17 protein-coding genes are annotated in these 17,680 nt (G+C 50.4%); 11 read left to right on the top strand and 6 right to left on the bottom strand.

The features are described 5' to 3' along the window. Positions 1–474: 474 nt before the first annotated feature. Positions 475–876, bottom strand: coding sequence for a class I SAM-dependent methyltransferase (locus tag ACFSUS_RS24805; RefSeq protein ID WP_381526950.1), 402 nt, complete (start codon positions 874–876; stop codon positions 475–477). Positions 877–1,473: 597 nt separating this feature from the next. Here ACFSUS_RS24805 and ACFSUS_RS24800 point away from each other — a divergent pair. Further along, positions 1,474–1,836 carry a hypothetical protein gene (locus ACFSUS_RS24800; RefSeq protein WP_381526948.1) on the top strand — a complete coding sequence of 121 codons (363 nt, stop codon included), beginning with the start codon at positions 1,474–1,476 and terminating at the stop codon, positions 1,834–1,836. 84 nt (positions 1,837–1,920) lie between these two features. On the opposite strand, the gene ACFSUS_RS24795 is transcribed toward ACFSUS_RS24800, so the two are convergent. Next, the gene (locus ACFSUS_RS24795; protein ID WP_381526946.1) at positions 1,921–2,757 is read right to left on the bottom strand and encodes an SdiA-regulated domain-containing protein; all 837 of its coding nucleotides are present in this window, start codon (positions 2,755–2,757) and stop codon (positions 1,921–1,923) included. 211 nt (positions 2,758–2,968) lie between these two features. On the opposite strand from ACFSUS_RS24795, the gene ACFSUS_RS24790 reads away from it, so the two are divergent. Both ACFSUS_RS24790 and ACFSUS_RS24785 read left to right on the top strand, forming a co-directional pair. Then, positions 2,969–4,141, top strand: coding sequence for a sensor histidine kinase (locus ACFSUS_RS24790; protein WP_381526953.1), 1,173 nt, complete (start codon positions 2,969–2,971; stop codon positions 4,139–4,141). Between the two features lie 33 nt (positions 4,142–4,174). Continuing rightward, positions 4,175–4,951, top strand: a complete 777-nt coding sequence (locus tag ACFSUS_RS24785) for a LytR/AlgR family response regulator transcription factor (RefSeq protein WP_381526944.1) — start codon at positions 4,175–4,177, stop codon at positions 4,949–4,951. Here ACFSUS_RS24785 and ACFSUS_RS24780 read toward each other — a convergent pair. After that, positions 4,929–5,666, bottom strand: coding sequence for an NUDIX hydrolase (locus ACFSUS_RS24780; protein WP_381526943.1), 738 nt, complete (start codon positions 5,664–5,666; stop codon positions 4,929–4,931). The genes ACFSUS_RS24785 and ACFSUS_RS24780 overlap by 23 nt on opposite strands. A 91-nt stretch (positions 5,667–5,757) precedes the next feature. Here ACFSUS_RS24780 and ACFSUS_RS24775 point away from each other — a divergent pair, with 91 nt between their 5' ends. Then, positions 5,758–7,722 carry a glycoside hydrolase family 3 protein gene (locus ACFSUS_RS24775; RefSeq protein WP_381526941.1) on the top strand — a complete coding sequence of 655 codons (1,965 nt, stop codon included), beginning with the start codon at positions 5,758–5,760 and terminating at the stop codon, positions 7,720–7,722. Between the two features lie 82 nt (positions 7,723–7,804). Here the strand turns inward: ACFSUS_RS24775 and ACFSUS_RS24770 are convergent, their stop codons facing one another. Both ACFSUS_RS24770 and ACFSUS_RS24765 read right to left on the bottom strand, forming a co-directional pair. Next, positions 7,805–9,796, bottom strand: coding sequence for a sensor histidine kinase (locus ACFSUS_RS24770; protein ID WP_381526939.1), 1,992 nt, complete (start codon positions 9,794–9,796; stop codon positions 7,805–7,807). A 177-nt stretch (positions 9,797–9,973) separates the two neighbouring features. Then, entirely contained in the window at positions 9,974–10,681 is a 708-nt protein-coding gene (locus tag ACFSUS_RS24765; protein WP_381526937.1) for a LytR/AlgR family response regulator transcription factor, read from the bottom strand. A 170-nt stretch (positions 10,682–10,851) separates the two neighbouring features. Between ACFSUS_RS24765 and ACFSUS_RS24760 the strand changes: the two genes are divergently transcribed. The 7 genes from ACFSUS_RS24760 to ACFSUS_RS24730 all read left to right on the top strand — a co-directional run bounded on the left by ACFSUS_RS24760 (position 10,852) and on the right by ACFSUS_RS24730 (position 16,606). Beyond that, positions 10,852–11,715 (top strand): SGNH/GDSL hydrolase family protein, encoded by an 864-nt coding sequence (locus ACFSUS_RS24760; RefSeq protein ID WP_381526936.1) that lies wholly within the window; start codon positions 10,852–10,854, stop codon positions 11,713–11,715. Beyond that, entirely contained in the window at positions 11,712–12,326 is a 615-nt protein-coding gene (locus tag ACFSUS_RS24755; protein ID WP_381526934.1) for a hypothetical protein, read from the top strand. The genes ACFSUS_RS24760 and ACFSUS_RS24755 overlap by 4 nt, the downstream gene beginning before the upstream one ends. A gap of 109 nt (positions 12,327–12,435) precedes the next feature. Then, on the top strand, positions 12,436–12,978 hold the full coding sequence (locus ACFSUS_RS24750; RefSeq protein ID WP_381526932.1) for a hypothetical protein: 543 nt from the start codon (positions 12,436–12,438) through the stop codon (positions 12,976–12,978). Between the two features lie 3 nt (positions 12,979–12,981). Further along, complete coding sequence (locus tag ACFSUS_RS24745) at positions 12,982–13,437, top strand: lipocalin-like domain-containing protein (RefSeq protein WP_381526930.1); 456 nt, start codon at positions 12,982–12,984, stop codon at positions 13,435–13,437. Between the two features lie 35 nt (positions 13,438–13,472). Further along, entirely contained in the window at positions 13,473–14,987 is a 1,515-nt protein-coding gene (locus ACFSUS_RS24740) for a right-handed parallel beta-helix repeat-containing protein (protein ID WP_381526928.1), read from the top strand. A gap of 108 nt (positions 14,988–15,095) precedes the next feature. Next, entirely contained in the window at positions 15,096–16,016 is a 921-nt protein-coding gene (locus ACFSUS_RS24735) for an RluA family pseudouridine synthase (RefSeq protein WP_381526951.1), read from the top strand. Positions 16,017–16,087: 71 nt separating this feature from the next. Then, complete coding sequence (locus ACFSUS_RS24730; protein WP_381526926.1) at positions 16,088–16,606, top strand: hypothetical protein; 519 nt, start codon at positions 16,088–16,090, stop codon at positions 16,604–16,606. An 80-nt stretch (positions 16,607–16,686) separates the two neighbouring features. On the opposite strand, the gene ACFSUS_RS24725 is transcribed toward ACFSUS_RS24730, so the two are convergent. After that, on the bottom strand, positions 16,687–17,637 hold the full coding sequence (locus tag ACFSUS_RS24725) for a sterol desaturase family protein (RefSeq protein WP_381526924.1): 951 nt from the start codon (positions 17,635–17,637) through the stop codon (positions 16,687–16,689). Positions 17,638–17,680 lie beyond the last annotated feature (43 nt).

The raw sequence follows: 17,680 nt of genomic DNA, 5'->3' as shown, positions 1-17,680 counted from the left end.
CTGGTTATGAATCTGTTAGAAGGCAAGAACGTGAAAAACAAAGCGGCTCAGTTGGATACTTTTGCTGATAAATTCCCAGTCTTGATCCAGTTCTTTACTCAGCAAATGGTTTTATAAGAAAGCCCTGCTACACGGTACTATACTATTAAGACCGGTGCACTAGGTACTAGACTCACTCTAGAATGTGGTTACGAATGAGCCCATTCATACTGGCATAGAACAACGCTACATAATCGTTAAGAGTATTCAATTTTTGTACTATTCTAATAATTACTCCACGTATTTGATTATTTTATTTGACTAAAGCTAGAAGTCAAATAAAATACCTTTGCTAAACTTTATTAAAATAGTCAAAATTTAGCTTGTAATGACTAGGGCCGCTTGGTTGCCGTTCCATTCGACGGGGCTCTCTGTATGGGCCAGCCAGCGATAGGTAAGTCCAAATAATTAAATAAAATCCTGAAAGGCCCGGTACTAGTAATCTTTGTAGTTAGGATAGTTATAAAATTCCTCAAACAGTATGACCGTTCCTGAAATAAGTTTATCGGCTTTAAACAGTCCATTTAATACATCAAGAGTCGAAGAATATAAATCACAATCAATACGGATGAAGGCACAGGTTTCGGTATGGGCAGCACAAAAATCATCCAATGTTTCACTGAACAGGCCTACAATAAGTTCGACATTGTCTGCGGCTAACTCGGGTGCTATACCGTCTCGTGAATAAGTGTTCTTCGAATAAATTCGCTGGCTGCTCAGCGCCCAGTCTTCAGGTAAACCCCAAAAGCTGTCAAACCCGTATATGGTTTGATCTGATCTTTGTTGAGCAATAAAAGCCAATGATTTACCCGAGCCTACACCAAACTCGAGCCACAAACCCGCAATCGTTATCTGTTGAATACAATAGGTCAGATAAGACCAATAAGAATGGTCCGGATCGGCCAGGTCAGGTTCGTGGGTATGTCGGTATCTGGATACGCCACATTTATCGCATTAGCAGCCGGTTCTAGCGTGGTTATATCCTCCAATGAATTTAGGGCTTAATTTGAGTTCTTCGATGACTGAGTCATTCATAGGCCTTTATGCTGTAATTATTGCCTTGTTTGATTAAGAAGCGAATTTAGTATTAGTGGACATACTTTATCGTTAATATGCATAAGAGGTTTTACTTCCTACTGAATAATCTACCATAAGCTAAGTAAAACAAAATTAGGTGCTGTTATACAGGCTGTAAGAGTGCTACTGGCACGGCCTACGCGTAGTAACCAACTGCCTATCAAGTAGGGTGTTACAATGTTGACTCCTCGATTAGTAGCTCTTCATACGCACTATCGTTAAAGATGCCCGCATAAGGTTCAATTTCTCTCACCAATTACTATTTCCTACAAACGAGTTGACCTTTTTGTGCCTGTACTACAAAACAATCACATAAATAGGCGGTTTATAATACAAACAAAATACACCAACGACGTTATGAAAATTGCAGTAGAAAAAGGTCAGGATAAGCCCTTGCTGGCCGATGGGCATCATACAGTTACCATTACCAGCATCGACGAAGGAACAAGTGAGAACAAAGGAATTCCATTTTTTGCGGCTCGTTTTGAGAACGAAGACGGCTACGTCTCGCACCGATTCTACCAATCGCGGGCGGGCATGTCGAACATCGTGAGCCTGTTCGAGCAAGCGGGAATAGACGTGAAAGAAGGCGCCGAATTAGATACTAAACAACTTATTGGCAAGCAGGTCGATATTGAAGTTGGCGAGCGCTCCTATAACGATCCAGAAACTGGCAATGAGCGCACCCTCAAACAAGCCATGAATTTTCTGGTCAGCTAACGTAACCTGGACGGCCACGCCCGGTTACGTTAGCTGACACTTTAGCTACCCGGACGTAGCCGTCCAGGCTACACACCGGGCAGGCTACTTTTTATACGCAAACTTCAAAATATATCCTTTCTTGCCATTGCCTTCGCTGGCGATGAAGAGGTCGCCGTTTGGAGCGAAGCAAATCCCTTCGGGCTGCCGAAACTGCTTGGGGTCGAGCGGTTCCGAGTAAAGTATTTTCGCTTGCCGGTTTGTAATCAGCAGACGTTTCCCGACCGACGTAATCATGTACCACTCGCCCGTGATGGGGTGAACCGCAATACCCGACGGCTTATACGTATCGGGGTCGATGCCCGCTGCTTTCAACTGTTCATCGTTCAGGCTCATATCCTTGAAAACGGCTCGGTTCAATAAATCGAACGAGTAAACGGCTTTGTCACTCGATGCCCCACCGCCCTGTTTGACGGCAATCAGCAACCGCTTCGTCTTAGGCTCGTACCCCAATCCTTCTACCTCCGTTTTTTTAGGCAAATCTGTTTTTGTGCGGCCTATCTGAAGCGATTCCGGTTTGAAACGAGACAGCGTCCCGTTGCTTTCCAATACGTACACCTCGTCATTGACGTACTCAATTCCTTCAAAATCGCCGTAGCCACCGAAGCCATAGTCCTTCGTTACTTTACCCTGTTTGGTGTCGAATTCATAGACAACAGCCTCCTCGTCCTGAACACACAGGAGCTTATTATTTTTGTAATACGTCAGGCCCGAGATTTCTTTCAGTTCTTTGGGCAATGTGAAGTTCTCGTCGGGAGTAGCAAGTTGATAAGGTAATTTGAAGGGCGGAGCAAGGGTACCCGCTTCGGGCTTATCATTCTTAGTGGATGAAGTGCCGCAGCCAAACAATAACAGAGCTAATCCTAACAGAAAGCGATTCATGGAGCAGAAACGATTTGAGGCAAAAGTACAGCGCTAAATCCATACAACGCTAGCTGCTTCATTTATTCGTCAATCAACAATCGTAACCACCAGGTATATATTCACTTAGATTGTGTTCTTCGTCATTCACACTTTGGAAAATGGCATTCCGCCGGTTTATTTTTTGTTGTGTGAAGGAGGTAATTAGATTTGTATAATGACGAATTCTACCATGACATATCGCCTGACGACCTTACAGAAATGGCAACTCGCCCTAAGTGTGTTTGTTGTATACTGGCCTATCCGCCTGTATGTCAACACCAGCAACCCGAGTTGGGCGTTCAGAGTAACACGCATTCCATTCTTCGTTATGGAAATCGCATTGTCTATTCTGTTCTTTTTCGTCTGGATTAGCGTTACCGAATTGATTCAGCGACGCCTGTCGTCTTGGTTCGGCGAGGGTTTATTGATTGAGTTCAAAATACCAGCGCAGATCGCTACTATTGTGATCGCCAGCCTAATGGCGTTGGTTTTCAATTTCGGCTTTTACAGCCTCTGGCATCAAGTAGATAACTTGCTGGAGCAGAAGTTTCCGGTGTATCGCGACCAGCCGCATCCCCAACGCTCGCCCGAAGTAAACGCTATGCGCAAAGAAAACCGGGAGCAGCGCGGCCGCATCAACAACGGCCTGACCGTAATGGCTATGCTATCGGCTTTCTATCTGGCCGCTAACCGACGGGCGTACCGGCGCCTGGAAGACGTGCAGGTCAGAGCTGAGCGATTAGAAAAAGAGAACGTACAGGCGCAGTTTGCCGCCCTGAAGAGCCAGGTTAATCCGCACTTTTTATTTAACAGCTTAAGCATCCTGTCCTCACTCGTGCACGCGGATGCCGATTTATCGGAACGATTTATTGACCAGCTGTCAAGGGCATATCGTTACATTCTCGAACAGAAAGATAATGAGCGGGTGCTGCTCAAAACCGAACTTGAGTTCATTCAGGCCTACCGATTCTTACTCAACATCCGGTTTGAGAATAAATTCGACGTAGTGATCAACGTCCCGGAAGCCGACCAGAGCCGATACAGCATTGCCCCGCTAACGCTGCAATTGTTAGTCGAAAACGCGGTGAAGCACAACCGCATGTCGGCCAAAGAACCGCTTCAGGTGCACATTCAATTAGAAGGCGACTCCCTGGTAGTGCAGAATAATCTGCAACAGCGTCCTCAATCAGAAACATCAACGGGTGTCGGCTTGCAGAATATCATTAACCGCTATGCACTGCTTACGGACCAGCCCGTTTGGGTCGGTGAGAGTGAAGGAAGCTTTGTTGTAAAAATTCCTCTATTAACCGAACGAATCAGCGAACCAGTGTCGCAACGGATGGTCAATGAACGTGCTTATTAATTTGGTTACAGTTCACCGTCCACCAGTATGCTTATGAACGTTGTAATTATCGAAGACGAAAACCTCACCGCCAAGCGGCTTGAGGGCATGCTTCAAAAATATGATCCATCCATTAACGTCTTAAACCGAATTCCGTCGGTTGCCGACGCCGTGGCCTGGTTCGACCAGCCCCACCCTGCCATTGACCTGGTTTTCATGGACATTCACCTCGAAGATGATCTGGGTTTCCGCATCTTCGAGCAGGCGAACCTTAGCACCCCGGTCATTTTCACAACTGCCTACGACGAATACATGATCCAGGCGTTTAAGGTGAACAGCATCGACTATCTGCTTAAGCCAATCAATTACAATGAGCTGGTAGGGGCCATCGAAAAGTTTAAGTCCTTCAAGAAGCAGTTTGGACAGACGAACATGGTGAACCCTGATCTGGAGACCTTACTCAGTCTGCTTGGCAAACCCACACAGACCGAATTCAAAGATCGGTTTATGATTACCGTTGGCAATAAGATTCGCAGTATTCAGACAGCGGAAGTCGCTTACTTCTACCTCGAAGAGAAAATTGTGTTCCTAGTTACCAAAGATGGCGTGAGTTTACCCGTCGACTATAGTTTGGATAAACTCACCCAACTCCTCGACCCACGCCAGTTTTTTCGGATTAGCCGCCAGTATCTGGTCTCGCTATCGGCCATTCAGACGATCCATACTTACTCGGCGGGTAAGCTCAAGCTGGATTTATCCCCTAAATCGCGCCAGGAAGTCTTCGTCAGTGGCGACCGAATGAGCGAGTTTAAGGAGTGGTTGGGGAAATAAATCGGTACAGATACGGGGCCTTATGAGCCCCGCCACTCATTTTCTTTTCCAGACGCTCTAAAATGCCTAAACTCAGCATCTTCCGCTGGAAGTTGGTACGTTGCAATGGCCTGGCCAGAATCGTTTCGTAAAGCCGTTGTAAGTCAGCCATTGTAAACGTTTCGGGCAACAAGTTCAGCCCCACAAGCTTATCGTCCAGGTTTTTTTGCAATGTGTCAAGCGCTTTCCGGACAATGGCTGAGTGGTCGAAAATCAGCGGGGGTAGTTCCGCCAGGTCATACCAGGTGCAACTGTCCGATAAGGCGTCGGGCGTCGGGGTGGCCTGCGTAAAATCAATGAGCGCGTAATAGCCAATTGAGATAAAACGCCGTAATAGCCAATGATCATCGTCGAGTTGGGTTCCGGTACTCACCATTATCTTTCGTTGGGTTTCGGCGTCACGCCGATCGCGATCGCCAAAGACGTAAAACTGTTCAAGATATATGTCTCGCAGTCCGGTTCGGTCGGCTAAAATGCGCCGGGCAGCTTCATCCAGATTTTCCGTTTCATGCACAAACCCACCCGGTAAGGCGAACAACCTGGTGTCCCGAAACTCAAGCAACAGAATTTTCAACTGCCCTTCATGAAAACCAAAAATAACGGGGTCAATAGAGATACCCGGCAATAACTCGTGACCATCGAGTACAAACCTGGCAGGAGAACGCTCACTATTCATTCTGGCAAATTTTAGTGAAAGTAACGAAAGATTTGGTGCTTTCAAGCAAAAGAACTACCATTGTATCATATTGATACAATACATACAAGCGATGAAAAACCAGACACCGCGTTTGTTGTTACTAAGTGGCACTGCTGTAATAAGCAGCTTATTACTCTCGTGGACAAGTCCTTATGCCAGCCGCTTTATATCAGATCGTCAGGCAACTGTACCTGCTTTCCGTAGTACAGCTCCCCGCGACCTAAACAAGAATGGCAAGCTCGATCCGTACGAAGATCCTGGCCAGCCGGTGGAAACTCGCATCACGGACTTGCTTAACCAAATGACGCTAGAGGAGAAAGCAGGCATGATGTTCATCAACGGTGCGCGTATCAACAGTGATGGATCACTCGACGAAAAGCCAGTTACCGGACCGTTTGCCTTTGCTCCTACCGCTCCAACCTTAATTAAGCAGCACCAGATGACGCACATGAACATCTGGGCGGCACCAGGCACGAAAGAACTGGCCACCTGGAACAACAACGTGCAGAAGCTGGCCGAAAGCACCCGGCTAGGCATACCGGTAACGATTGCCTCTGATCCTCGGCACTATTTCAGTAACAACATTTTTGCCATGGCAGCCAACAGTTTTTCGCAATGGCCGGAGCAACTAGGCTTTGCGGCCATTGGCGACACGAAACTAATGGAACAATTCGCCGACATCGCCCGCCAGGAATATCTGGCCGTTGGCATCCGCGAAGCCCTGCATCCCATGGCCGACCTGGCCACTGAACCCCGTTGGGCACGCATCAGCGGTACGTTCGGTGAAGATGCGAAGCTGTCGGCTAAACTCGTTGAAGCCTACGTAAGAGGATATCAAGGCGCGAAGCTCGGTCCTACCAGTGTGGCCTGCATGACCAAACACTTTTCGGGCGGTGGTCCACAGAAAGAGGGGCTTGATCCACACTTTGAGTTTCAGAAAGGGCAGGTCTATCCGGGTAAGAATTTTAACTATCACCTCATTCCATTCGAAGCGGCCTTTGCTGCCCACACGGCGGCCATTATGCCCTATTACGGCATTCCTACCGATCAGACGAGCGAGAACGTAGCGTTTTCGTTTAATAAAGACATCATCACCCGATTGCTACGTGACAAATATAAATTCGACGGGGTGGTTTGCACCGACTGGGGCCTGATCACCGACAGTAAGATGGGGCCGGTTACCTGGCCCGCCCGCGCCTGGGGCGTTGAGAAGCTGAGCCGTGAAGATCGAGTATTAAAGGCCATTCAGGCGGGTGTCGATCAGTTTGGTGGCGAAAACTGTCCCGAACTAGTGGTCAAGCTGGTTAGAGACGGTAAACTACCGGAAGCCCGAATCGATCAGTCGGTGCGCCGATTACTGCGGCAGAAATTTCAGCTCGGTTTGTTCGAAAACCCGTACGTAGCTGTCGAAAAGGCCACCCAGATTGTTGGTAAGCCTGCATTCCGGCAGGCTGGTGAAGCCGCCCAACGCCGGGCCATGACCCTACTCAAAAATGCAGATAATACTTTACCAGTAAAAGCTGGTACGTTGAAGATTTATGTAAAGAATGTAGATCCTAAGGTAGCCGCTCAATACGGAACAGTAGTGGATAAACCAGAAGATGCCAACCTGGCGATTATCCGGCTCAACACGCCCTGGGTACCAGTCGACACGCAAAATCCAATGGCAAAAGGGTTCCATCACGGCGACCTTGATTTTAAGGGGAAAGAGAAAGAGGATATCCTTAAACTCCTCGAAACGGTGCCAACTATTGTAGATATCTATCTCGACCGCCCGGCGGTTATTCCGGAAATCAGCGCGAAAGCCAGGGCGCTGCTGGCCAACTACGGTGCCAGCGATGCCGCCCTACTGGATGTCGTGTTTGGCAAAGCGAAGCCCGAAGGCAAGCTCCCCTTTGAGCTACCCTCCTCAATGGAAGCGGTGCGCAACCAGAAGGAAGACGTACCTTATGATTCGAAAGATCCCCTTTATAAATTTGGTTACGGCCTGCGTTATACGGCGGGCTCGGCCAATACGTCGGCGTCGGGGAAGTAAACAGAGCTTATTGAGCACAGTCCTCAGTTGAGCATAGTCTCTGACTATGCTCAACGAAAATGCTTAAGAGAAAACCTTATTTTCAGGCAAAAGCCAGCCGGAATTCTGTACCTGCCTCCTTCCCCGACCGAACGCTGACCTGGCAGGCAATAGCCTTGGCTAAATCACGGATGAGGTGTAGCCCGAGTCCATTTTTACCACCAATTGCTGCGTCGTTGGAGTAAAGAGCGTCTAGTTGATTCTCCGACATACCAGGTCCATTGTCATTGATAGTTAGCACAACCTTCCCATTTTGGGATCGTGCCTGCCATCTGATGTGCGCGTCGGGCCTATCTTTCAGAGCGTGAATAGCGTTGCTGGTCAGGTTCTGCATGATGGTGCGGAGGTAGTCCTCATCGGTGGCTACCTGTAATCCGTCGGGCGCGTCGAAGCTGAAGCGCACGTTTGTGGTACCCGCAAAAAATCGTTGCAGGTAGTCAAAGAGTGTTTGAACAGGTACCTCCTTCACGGTGGGCTTAAACTGCTGCATCTGCCCCTTGCTCCAGAGTAGCATCGACTCCATTGTATCGAGCAGATCCTCAGCGGCTTCCGTGACGGTTCGCTGATGGCGGGCCACGTGATCGGGGGGCAGCAGATCGGGGCTTTCGCGCTGGAGGTGCAGAAAGTTAATCAGATTAGCAATGGGGCTGCGCAGGTCGTGGCTCAGGATGGCAAAGAACCGGGTCTTTACCTGATTGGCTTCGTCGAGTTCCTGATTCAGGTGGAGCAGGGTCGTATTGGTTCGTTGGCGGGTTCGGTTTTGCCAGTACAGCAGCCCCCCGATCACCAGTAGCAGTACAACTCCCACCAGCAGGGCCAATTGCTGGCGTTGCTGCCCGGCAATGGCTAGCCGGTTAATTTCGAGTTGTTTGTCGCGGAGTTCGATTTCGCGCTTTCCTTCCAGTCCGGCAATCTTGTTTTTGGCCTCCTGCGAATACAGCGAATCCTGCACCGCTTGATAGGCTCTAAAATTCTCGTAAGCTCCGCGATAATCACCCGTCAGCGCCTGTAATTCCGCCAGACTGCCCCGAAAATGGGCCTGATCGCCTATTTCACCTTTGTCGGCACTGAGCCGGATAGCTTCCGTAAGGTAGTTCTTGGCCAATTGTAACCGGTCAGTCCGGTCGGTCGGCTCAATACGGGATGTGTTCAGCGTGTCGTAACGTACCAGATCGAAATAGGCCACGCCGAGGTTAGCCAGGTTGCTGACGGCATCGAGGTTGCGCGGGTTCAGGCTGTCCCAACGTTGTTTGGCTTTCAACGCGTAATCGATCTTCCGTCGATAGTCACCCTGCATGGCAATGGACAGGTTGCCGTAGGTTTTGGCCAGACCTTCCTGATTGCCCACTTTTTGCTGTTCAACTAAAGCCCGAAACCCATACTGTCGCGCTTTGGACCAATCTTCCATCTGCGTATACAGAGCCGCCATACTGCTCAGCGAACCAGCCAGTTCGCGCCGGGCATTGATGTCGGGATTGCGTTGTTGCTGCCGCAGGACCAGCGACCGCTTTCCGAACTGGAGGGCCTTCGGAAAGTTTTTCTGAATCCGGTAGATCTCTGATACGTTATCGAGGCTAAGACCGATAAGGTAGTTGTCGCCCGTAGCTTCGGCGTATTTTAGCCCTTCGAAATAATAGCGCGTAGCAGCCAGATAATTGGAGCGGATGTTGTGTTCGGCCACGCCGAGGTTATTGGTGGTGCTGGCCAGATTCCAGGTGTCGCCTAAGGTTTTGTAGATCGCAATCGCTTTTAGCAGATAGTGTCGGCAGGAATCGTAATTACCCTTATCGCTGTAAGCTCGTCCCACGTAGCTATTGAACACGCCAATGCCCCGCTGCCAGTTCATGCGGGTGGTATGCTGTAAGCCTAACCGGCTGTAGTACAGGGCCTGGTCGACGTTGATAAAAAACGATTCATCGGCAATAACCCGGTACAGCCGACCCTTTACCGTATCGTTGGCGGCTTTAGGCAGTTCGGCCACCAGCGAGTCGATAAGCGCGCGTCCCCGCTTCTGCGCTGGCGCAGACACAGACATCGAGAACAAAAGCAGAAAAAGTAGTATCCGGCTCACTACAGGTCGACTTTGTCAGGAGTTTATGACACTTAGAAAAGTGTTTTTCTTCGACAGGATTTACAGGATGAACAAGATGCACAGCTACAGAAATAAACGAATCCTGATTATCCTGTAAATCCTGTCGAAAAGTTACAAATCCTATCCCATCTCATTTAGTACTGACCGGTAACTTCGGCCAACGGGCAACGTAAACTGCTGCACATAAACCTGCTGGGGACCGATTCGGTCGATGTAATGCCGTTGCACGGCGTAACTCCGATGAATCCGTAAGAACGACTGGAACGGCTTGTTCTGCAACAAATTTCCAATGGACGACAGCACGGTGTACTGCTGAGTGGCTGTCACGATCCGCGTGTAGTCTTTCAGCCCTTCCAGATACACAACCTCGTGCAGATTCAGCTTGATCTGCTGGTGGCCATCCTTGATAAATACCGTATCGGCTCCCAGACTCAGGTCGAACAACTGCGCCTTGCGGGTTAGGTTGAAATACGCCTGAACGCGGACCATGGTGTGGGCGAACCGCTCGGCCCGAATGGGTTTCACCAAATAATCGAACGCATCGACCGCAAAACTGTCGGCAGCATAGTCGGGGTAGGCCGTGATAAACACGCAAACCGGCACTTGCATCAGGTTCGCCCGCAGGTCCAGTCCGCTCAGGCCGGGCATATCGACATCGAGCAAGAGCACCTCAACCGGCTGGTTTTGCACCACAGGCAACGCTTCGGTAGCCGACGAAAACACGCCCACAATGTCGAGCATTGGGTACTGCCGGGCGTGCGCCAAGGCAGTAAGCCGGTCAATCTCGTTGTCATCGACAATAATGCAGGAATATGTATTAGCGGGCATTGCCTTATCAAACAGTCAGTTACTCAAATATAGGTCCTTTTTGGGTTGCAAATTAACCGCTTGCTCAAAGTGGCCTGCTGTTAGTCGATTCAAACGGTTGTTGGTCGAGGTCGTATTGTAGGCACCAATCAATCCAGGCAATTTCGACCCGTTAACGCCGATTGTCACTCATGAAACAACTCTTATTTATACTCTTACTGGCGGGTTGTACTAGTCCGGCCACCAACGACCCCAACCCGGTCACGCCAACCTATCCCACCGATCCCAATCCCGGCGGCAGCGCGACCCTCGGAAATGGCCAGCCGGGCGTAGTCGGCATCAGCGGCATCAGTGCCTGGGACGGACTGTCATCGGCCGAGAAAAACAAAGTGAAAAGCTGGAATAGCTTGTTCGTCCACGCGTCGGTTGGGGGAGATCTGGAGGATGGAAGCCAGAATAACGGGTTCAAGTTTGAGTTCTACGACGGCGACAAGCTGAACGACGGGCCGAACGGGGCCGACTGGAACTCAATCAATAACGGTGTTAACATCTCGAATGGGGAGCCGGAAAAAAAGCTGGCCGCTTTCAAACGCGAAGCCCTTCAGCAGAAAGACAAGCTCCAGATTGCCATCTTCAAATTTGGCTACGCCGACATCACCGACGCTAACGTCGAGACGGTCAAAACGGGGTATAAGCAGATGATTGATGAACTGCGGGCAGCCGGTATCAAACGCTTCGTCCACATCACGCCACCGCTCATCTACATCGTGACGAAAGACGACGGCAACTCGGCCAAGATGAAGGTTGGCCAGTGGATGCGCGATACGTTCAGGGCGCAGGACGTTGTCTTCGACTTGCAGGAAATCGAGTCCGACAACGGAGCCTGCAAACTCGGTAGCGTCTGGACAATCTGCGACAAATACCGGTCGACCGCTAATTGCCCCAGCAAAGGCCAGGGTATCGACGCACCCGAGGGCCAGGGTCACCTCTGCGAGACAGCCGCCAATCGTATCAGCAAGGCGTTTTTGTACGCCATTTATCAAACCGCAAAATGAGCAAAGGCACTAAACTCGTACTGTTGCTGCTGGGGCTGGCGGCCCTTAGCTGGGGCGTCTACGAGTGTAAATACTACTACAGCTATTACGCCGACCTGAAAGATCGCCCGTGGGCGTATAGCCGGGACGAAAACGCCAAACTGCTCGTCGGTGCGTGGCAGGGCGAGTTTCGGGACCCCGATGGCATCGCGAAAACCATCCGGCTCAACATCGTGGAGCCGGTAACCGACGAAGAGCGGTCCAGGAAAGCGGGTCGGCGAGCGCGGAAACGTAGCGGCTTAGGCTCCCGAACCGATAAACGGCGTTTCGACGGGTCCGCTACGGTGAGCAGTCATCGGGGCCGTGAAGCCTACGAACTCAATGGCCACGTGCAGACCGAAGATGGGCACCGGCTCGGCATGATCTATTTTCAGGTCGATGACGAGCTACAGGCCCTGCGTAGAAACTTTATCGTGAACTCAGCCCTCGAAGGCGGCCAATGGCAGGACGATCGGCTGACCCTGACACTCGCCTTTACGTTTACCACCGCCACAGGTTCAGGATATTCGAGCAGTGCAGACCCGCGCTACGACAAAAAAGTAACCGTTCAGCTTTCACGGGTAAAATCCTGAATAGGTTACGCCTAATCAACGAATTACATTACCATAAACCGCCTTTTCCGGATATGGACAAGTACGGCCTGAACGCCTGAGTTGAATTATTTCTTTATTTCTCAAAATCATGAAAAAACTTCTCATCTACAGCCTGTTAGCGGCTGTTCTGTTCGGCAACTCGGGAGCGGGTTGCAGCAGCAATAATGCGGATGACCCGCAACCAGCTAAACTCCAATCGCTGATTGGAAAGTGGCAACTGCAACGGGCAATTTTCGAAGGTGTGCGACACGACGGAAAAATTGATGTTAGGGTGTCGGAGGTTAAGAAAAACGGGGGTGATCTCCAGTATGAGTTTTTCAGCGACGGGCGGCTACGGCTCACGGGAGACCCTGCCCATGGAGGAACCCGGGATGTGCGCTGGGAATTAAGTGCGGCAACGGTATTGACGAGTGGCGACATTGAGGCTGGGAAACTGAAAATCATTGGCGATGAAGAGCGTAAACTGGCCCAAAGCCTGGGGCAAAGCGGTGAGTTGACCTACAGCATTGTTACCACCAGGCCATTAAGTGGCAGTAATTTCAGCAAAATGAGCCTGGAAATAGATGCAACTAAACTGGAAGCCGACAGATATAAGGAAATAGTCATGTACTACGAGTACCATAAACTATAGGCCATGAAATCCCCCTTTCTCCTACTCCAAATTGCACTGGTCTTCACTTACGCAACAGCACACGCACAGAACGTAGTAAGTACCTGGAAACGCACCGCCATGCTGCTGACCAAAGCCAACGGCAAAACCACCGACGAACTGCCTGAGCTGACCAAAAACATGCCCTGTACGGCGGGAATCACGTACACCTTTGTGGCCGATGGCACCCTGCGCGTCGACGTACCGGAAAGCTGCGGAGCCATGAAAAAGACCATCGAGCGGATGAACAAGTCGGGTCGGTGGTCAGTATCGGGCCGGAAACTGCGGATTGTCGTGCCGGACAAAAGCCTACCCGACTCGGACTATGATCTCACCGTCAGCGGCAACACCATGACTTGGGATTTCGACTATGCCACCAACCCACAGATGCCAAATCCCACAAAAGCAAAACGATTGGTCATTAAATACTCCCGGTTGTAGAGCTCCAACCACCACACATACCATGCTCAAAGGCCATGAACAAAATCCTAAGTGTACTTTTTCTGGTGGCTCTTTTCGCCTTAACTCAGTGTAAGAAAACGAACGATGTAGATCCGGACCAAACCACCCCGCCCGGCGATACCACGTCAACCGGGGCGAGTTACGCCTGCAATGAACCCAACCCCACGCCCCGCACCTGGTACGTAGCCCTCAATGGCAGCGATACTAACGATGGTACGGTAGATAAACCGCTCAAAACCGTTCAGAAAGCGGTCGATTCGGCAAAACCCGGCGATGCAGTTGAGCTACGGGCGGGTACGCACGAGAGCCGCGAAATAAAAATCAGAACCTGTAACCTTACGTTGCGGTCGTATCCCGGCGAGTGGGCCGTTATCAAGGCCGTAACCAATGTCGAAGATATTACGTCGGTGCTCTGGTACCGGGAGCCGACTATTGTGGGTGGGCTGATCGAGAATCTGGAAATTGTGGGTGGCTACCTCTACGGCATCAAGCTCGAAAACAACTGGGAGAACAGCGAACCCGTCCGGCGTAGCGTCAGCGACCTCACCATCCGTAATTGCCGCATCCACGACACCGGCCGCGACTGTCTTAAAATCGTGCCGGGCTGCTTGAATATTAAGGTGCTGAACTGCGAGATTTACCGCTCCGGCATCGGCCCAGCTAATGTAACGGCGCAGAATGCCGAGGGTATCGACAATGTGAATGGTTCCGGTATGGTGGTCCGCAACTGCTACATTCACGACATTGCCACCACGGGGCTCTACGCCAAAGGTGGGGCCAAAAACTGCATCATCGAGAATAACCTGATTGTCAACTGTGGCGATATGGGCGTAACAGCGGGGAATACGGATACCGATGAGGAATGGTTCGACAACGACAACCGTGACTATGCTGAAAGCTTCGATATGATTATCCGTAACAACATCATTGTAGGAGCCAAATGGGGCGGGGTCGGGCTGTTCGCGGCCGTTCGTCCGCAGGTGGTCAACAACACGTTTGTGAACGTAGCCAGCGATACATACGGGGCGCTGTACATCAGCCGGGGCGAAACATATGTGAGCCCAAATGGCGCGTTACGTACCCCACCCTGCCGCGATGTGACCGTGCTGAACAATATTTTCGTACAGGCCCAAACCGGCGACCGGCCCATGATCCGCATTCGGTATAACGACGACGACAAGGCCGAATCGCTGACCGGCACTAATCAGATTGATTACAACCGCTATTTCCGACCGGGCAAAGTCGCCACCTACGAAAACCGGCAGAAAACCGACCTGACCTTTGCACAGTGGAAAGCCGCTACCAAATTCGACGTCCATAGTTACGAAGGCGACCCAAAACTCAATGTGTCCTATCACCTACAGTCCGGAAGTTCCTGCGTGAAAGCCGGGCTATCCCAGTCCATTGTTACGATTGATTATGACGGTAATCCCCGCTCGGGCAATCCTGATATTGGTGCCGATGAGGCCGGTGGCGCAGTTTTGGCCGTCCCTCCGCCCGCTACGGTTATTGGAACGGGATTGAACTAACAGCTAGTTATTTTGCCTTGGCGGAACAGAATCCGCCAAACTTGCTTTTTGACAAGAAACGTAAACGCCACAGGCAGTAAGACCAATCAGGAACCGTACCTTTGCGGTATGGAGAATAAAGACCAGCCACGGCGGCAACGCGGCCAGCGTACCGACGTACATCTAACCGTTTCAGAACCCGCTCAACTGATGGCGTTTCTGATTGCTCACTTGCCACACAAAAACCGAAACAACATTAAGTCGCTGCTCAGCAATAAGCAGATTTTGATTGATGGTAAGGTTTACACCCAGTTCAATCATCCGCTACAGCCCGGACAGGTCGTGACCGTAGCCGCGAACCGAGCGCCCGAAACAACGCAGTACCGGGGTTTGACCATTCTCTATGAAGACTCCCACCTGATTGTCATTAACAAACAGGCTGGTCTGCTCTCCATGGCCACCAATAAAGAGCGAGACCGAACCGCCTATGGGATTCTAAGCGATTACCTTAAGAAAGAAAATCCTAAGAACAAGATATTCATCATTCACCGACTCGACCGCGAGACATCGGGGGTAATGATGTTTGCCAAGAGTGAGAAAGTGCAGCGCCTGATGCAGGAATCCTGGAACGAAACCACCCGGCAGCGCACCTACGTCGCGCTCGTTGAAGGCGTCCCCGAACCACCCACCGGCATTATCAGCTCATACCTCCGCGAGAGCAAAGCCCTGATTGTGTATTCAAGTCAGAACCCCGAAAACGGGCAGTTTTCGGTTACTAATTACAAGGTATTGAAAGCCAACAATGGCTACGCACTGGTTGAGCTGGAGCTGGAAACTGGCCGCAAAAATCAGATTCGGGTGCACATGCAGGACATTGGACATCCCATTGCGGGCGACGCTAAATACGGTGCTACCACCGATCCTATTGGCCGGTTGGGTCTGCACGCCGAAGTGCTCGCCTTTGAGCATCCCATCACGGGCGAATCGATGCGCTTCGACGCACCAGTACCTAAATTATTTCTAAGTGTAGTGAAGGATAATCAGGGATAAGCGTTTTTCGAACTAAAATGATGGTGGCAAATCCATACGCTTTTTTCGCAGCTGTACTCCTACCCATCTCCTTGTCCGCACAAACGATTACAGCTAAGCTGCTGGTTAATCCCGTTCATATTGAAGAACGGATTCCGCTGTCTATCGGGGGTAGCGTTGAAGTAGGCGTTTCGCAAAGGTCATCGCTACAACTCAGTGGACTGTATCGGTTTGATAAGCAGCTGAGTCAGGGGATTGACCAGGGGCCTAAATACTACCTGGATTACCGGTATTACCTTCGCCAGCTTCAGCAGAAAAACAGCGGTTTGTACCTAAGTCCCTACATCGGGTATGGGCTACTTAAGCTAGCGGAGGGCGATGAACCAACCGGCCTTGTTGAGAGCGAGCAGATGGTTGAAACGCTTACGGGTGTACTTATCGGCTATCAACCTTATAAACTGGCGCGGTTTTCGATAGATGCTTACGCTGGACCGGAATACCAGTGGCGCACGAAAACAACAAACTATGCACTTGGGGGAAACACTCAGTTGGCCCTAAACCGACTTTGGTTTAGAGCCGGAGTGAGTTTGAGTTTTCGCTTAAAAAAGTAAAGCCGTTCAACCTGTTGTAGTAGTCGGCTACTAGGTTGAACGGCCTGTCTGTAAGTGCATGCGCTTGCACTGGCCGAGAATTACGCTTCCACGGCAACTGGTTCGACCTGCTCCCGTTTCTTTTTGAGGTTCATCACCTGCACGGGGCTACCGAAAATGTAAAACCATTTCTCCCGTAAGCTTTTGGCCTGCCGAACGTCCTCAATCATGTCTTTCACTTCGTGAAAATTGATGTGCAAGGGGTTGGCCTTATTGTCGATATTAGTCGTGATGCCATATATTACCTGTTCGTCTTCGGGCTCATAAGTCCCAAATATCCGATCCCAGAAAATGAACGTAGCACCGTAGTTTTTGTCAATGTACTGCTCCTGCGACCCGTGATGCACCCGGTGGTTAGACGGTGTGGCAAAAATGTATTCGAGCCAGGGATGCAGCCGCCGAACATACTCGGTATGTTGCATAAACTGAAACAACGTAGCGAATTGATTGGTGACGAAAAAGATGATCGGGTGGAAGCCAACCAGCATCACCGGCACAAAGAAGATAATCTTGATGTACTGAATCCAGCTCAGGCGGTACGACACCGTCAGGTTGTAATGCTCGGCGGTATGGTGAACGACGTGTGTAGCCCAGAAAAAGCGGGATTCGTGCGAGATACGGTGCGCCCAATAACTACATAAATCATAGATCACGTAGCAGGGGAGCAATGTCCACCATTGTAACTCCATGCGCCAGGGTATGAAGTTGTACACGGCCACCATCACGTAAATCATTGCAATCTTGATAGCCGCTGAGATAATCAGGTTACCGATGCCAACAAAGGTGGAGCCAATGGTTTCGTGCTTATCGTAATGCCCGTGATCGTGCCAGTACGAAAAACCCATTTCTAAAGCGGTTAGTAACAGCATGACCGGCACCGCCCAGGCAATTATGTTAGGGGCTGTTGCACTAAGCTGTGTGATGTGCTCATAGGGAATGGGGGCAGCCCCGAAAAGTGACCAGCCCGAAAAAAAAGACTCTAGTGACTCCATGGATTACTGGTATTAACATGCGATAGCCGTTAGCAACATGACC

The organism is Spirosoma soli, assembly GCF_042684525.1.
In the GTDB taxonomy this organism is placed as follows: Bacteria; Bacteroidota; Bacteroidia; order Cytophagales; family Spirosomataceae; genus Spirosoma; species Spirosoma soli.
The sequence above is the reverse complement of the archived record's forward strand: the minus strand, read 5'-3'. Positions and strand labels throughout refer to the sequence as shown.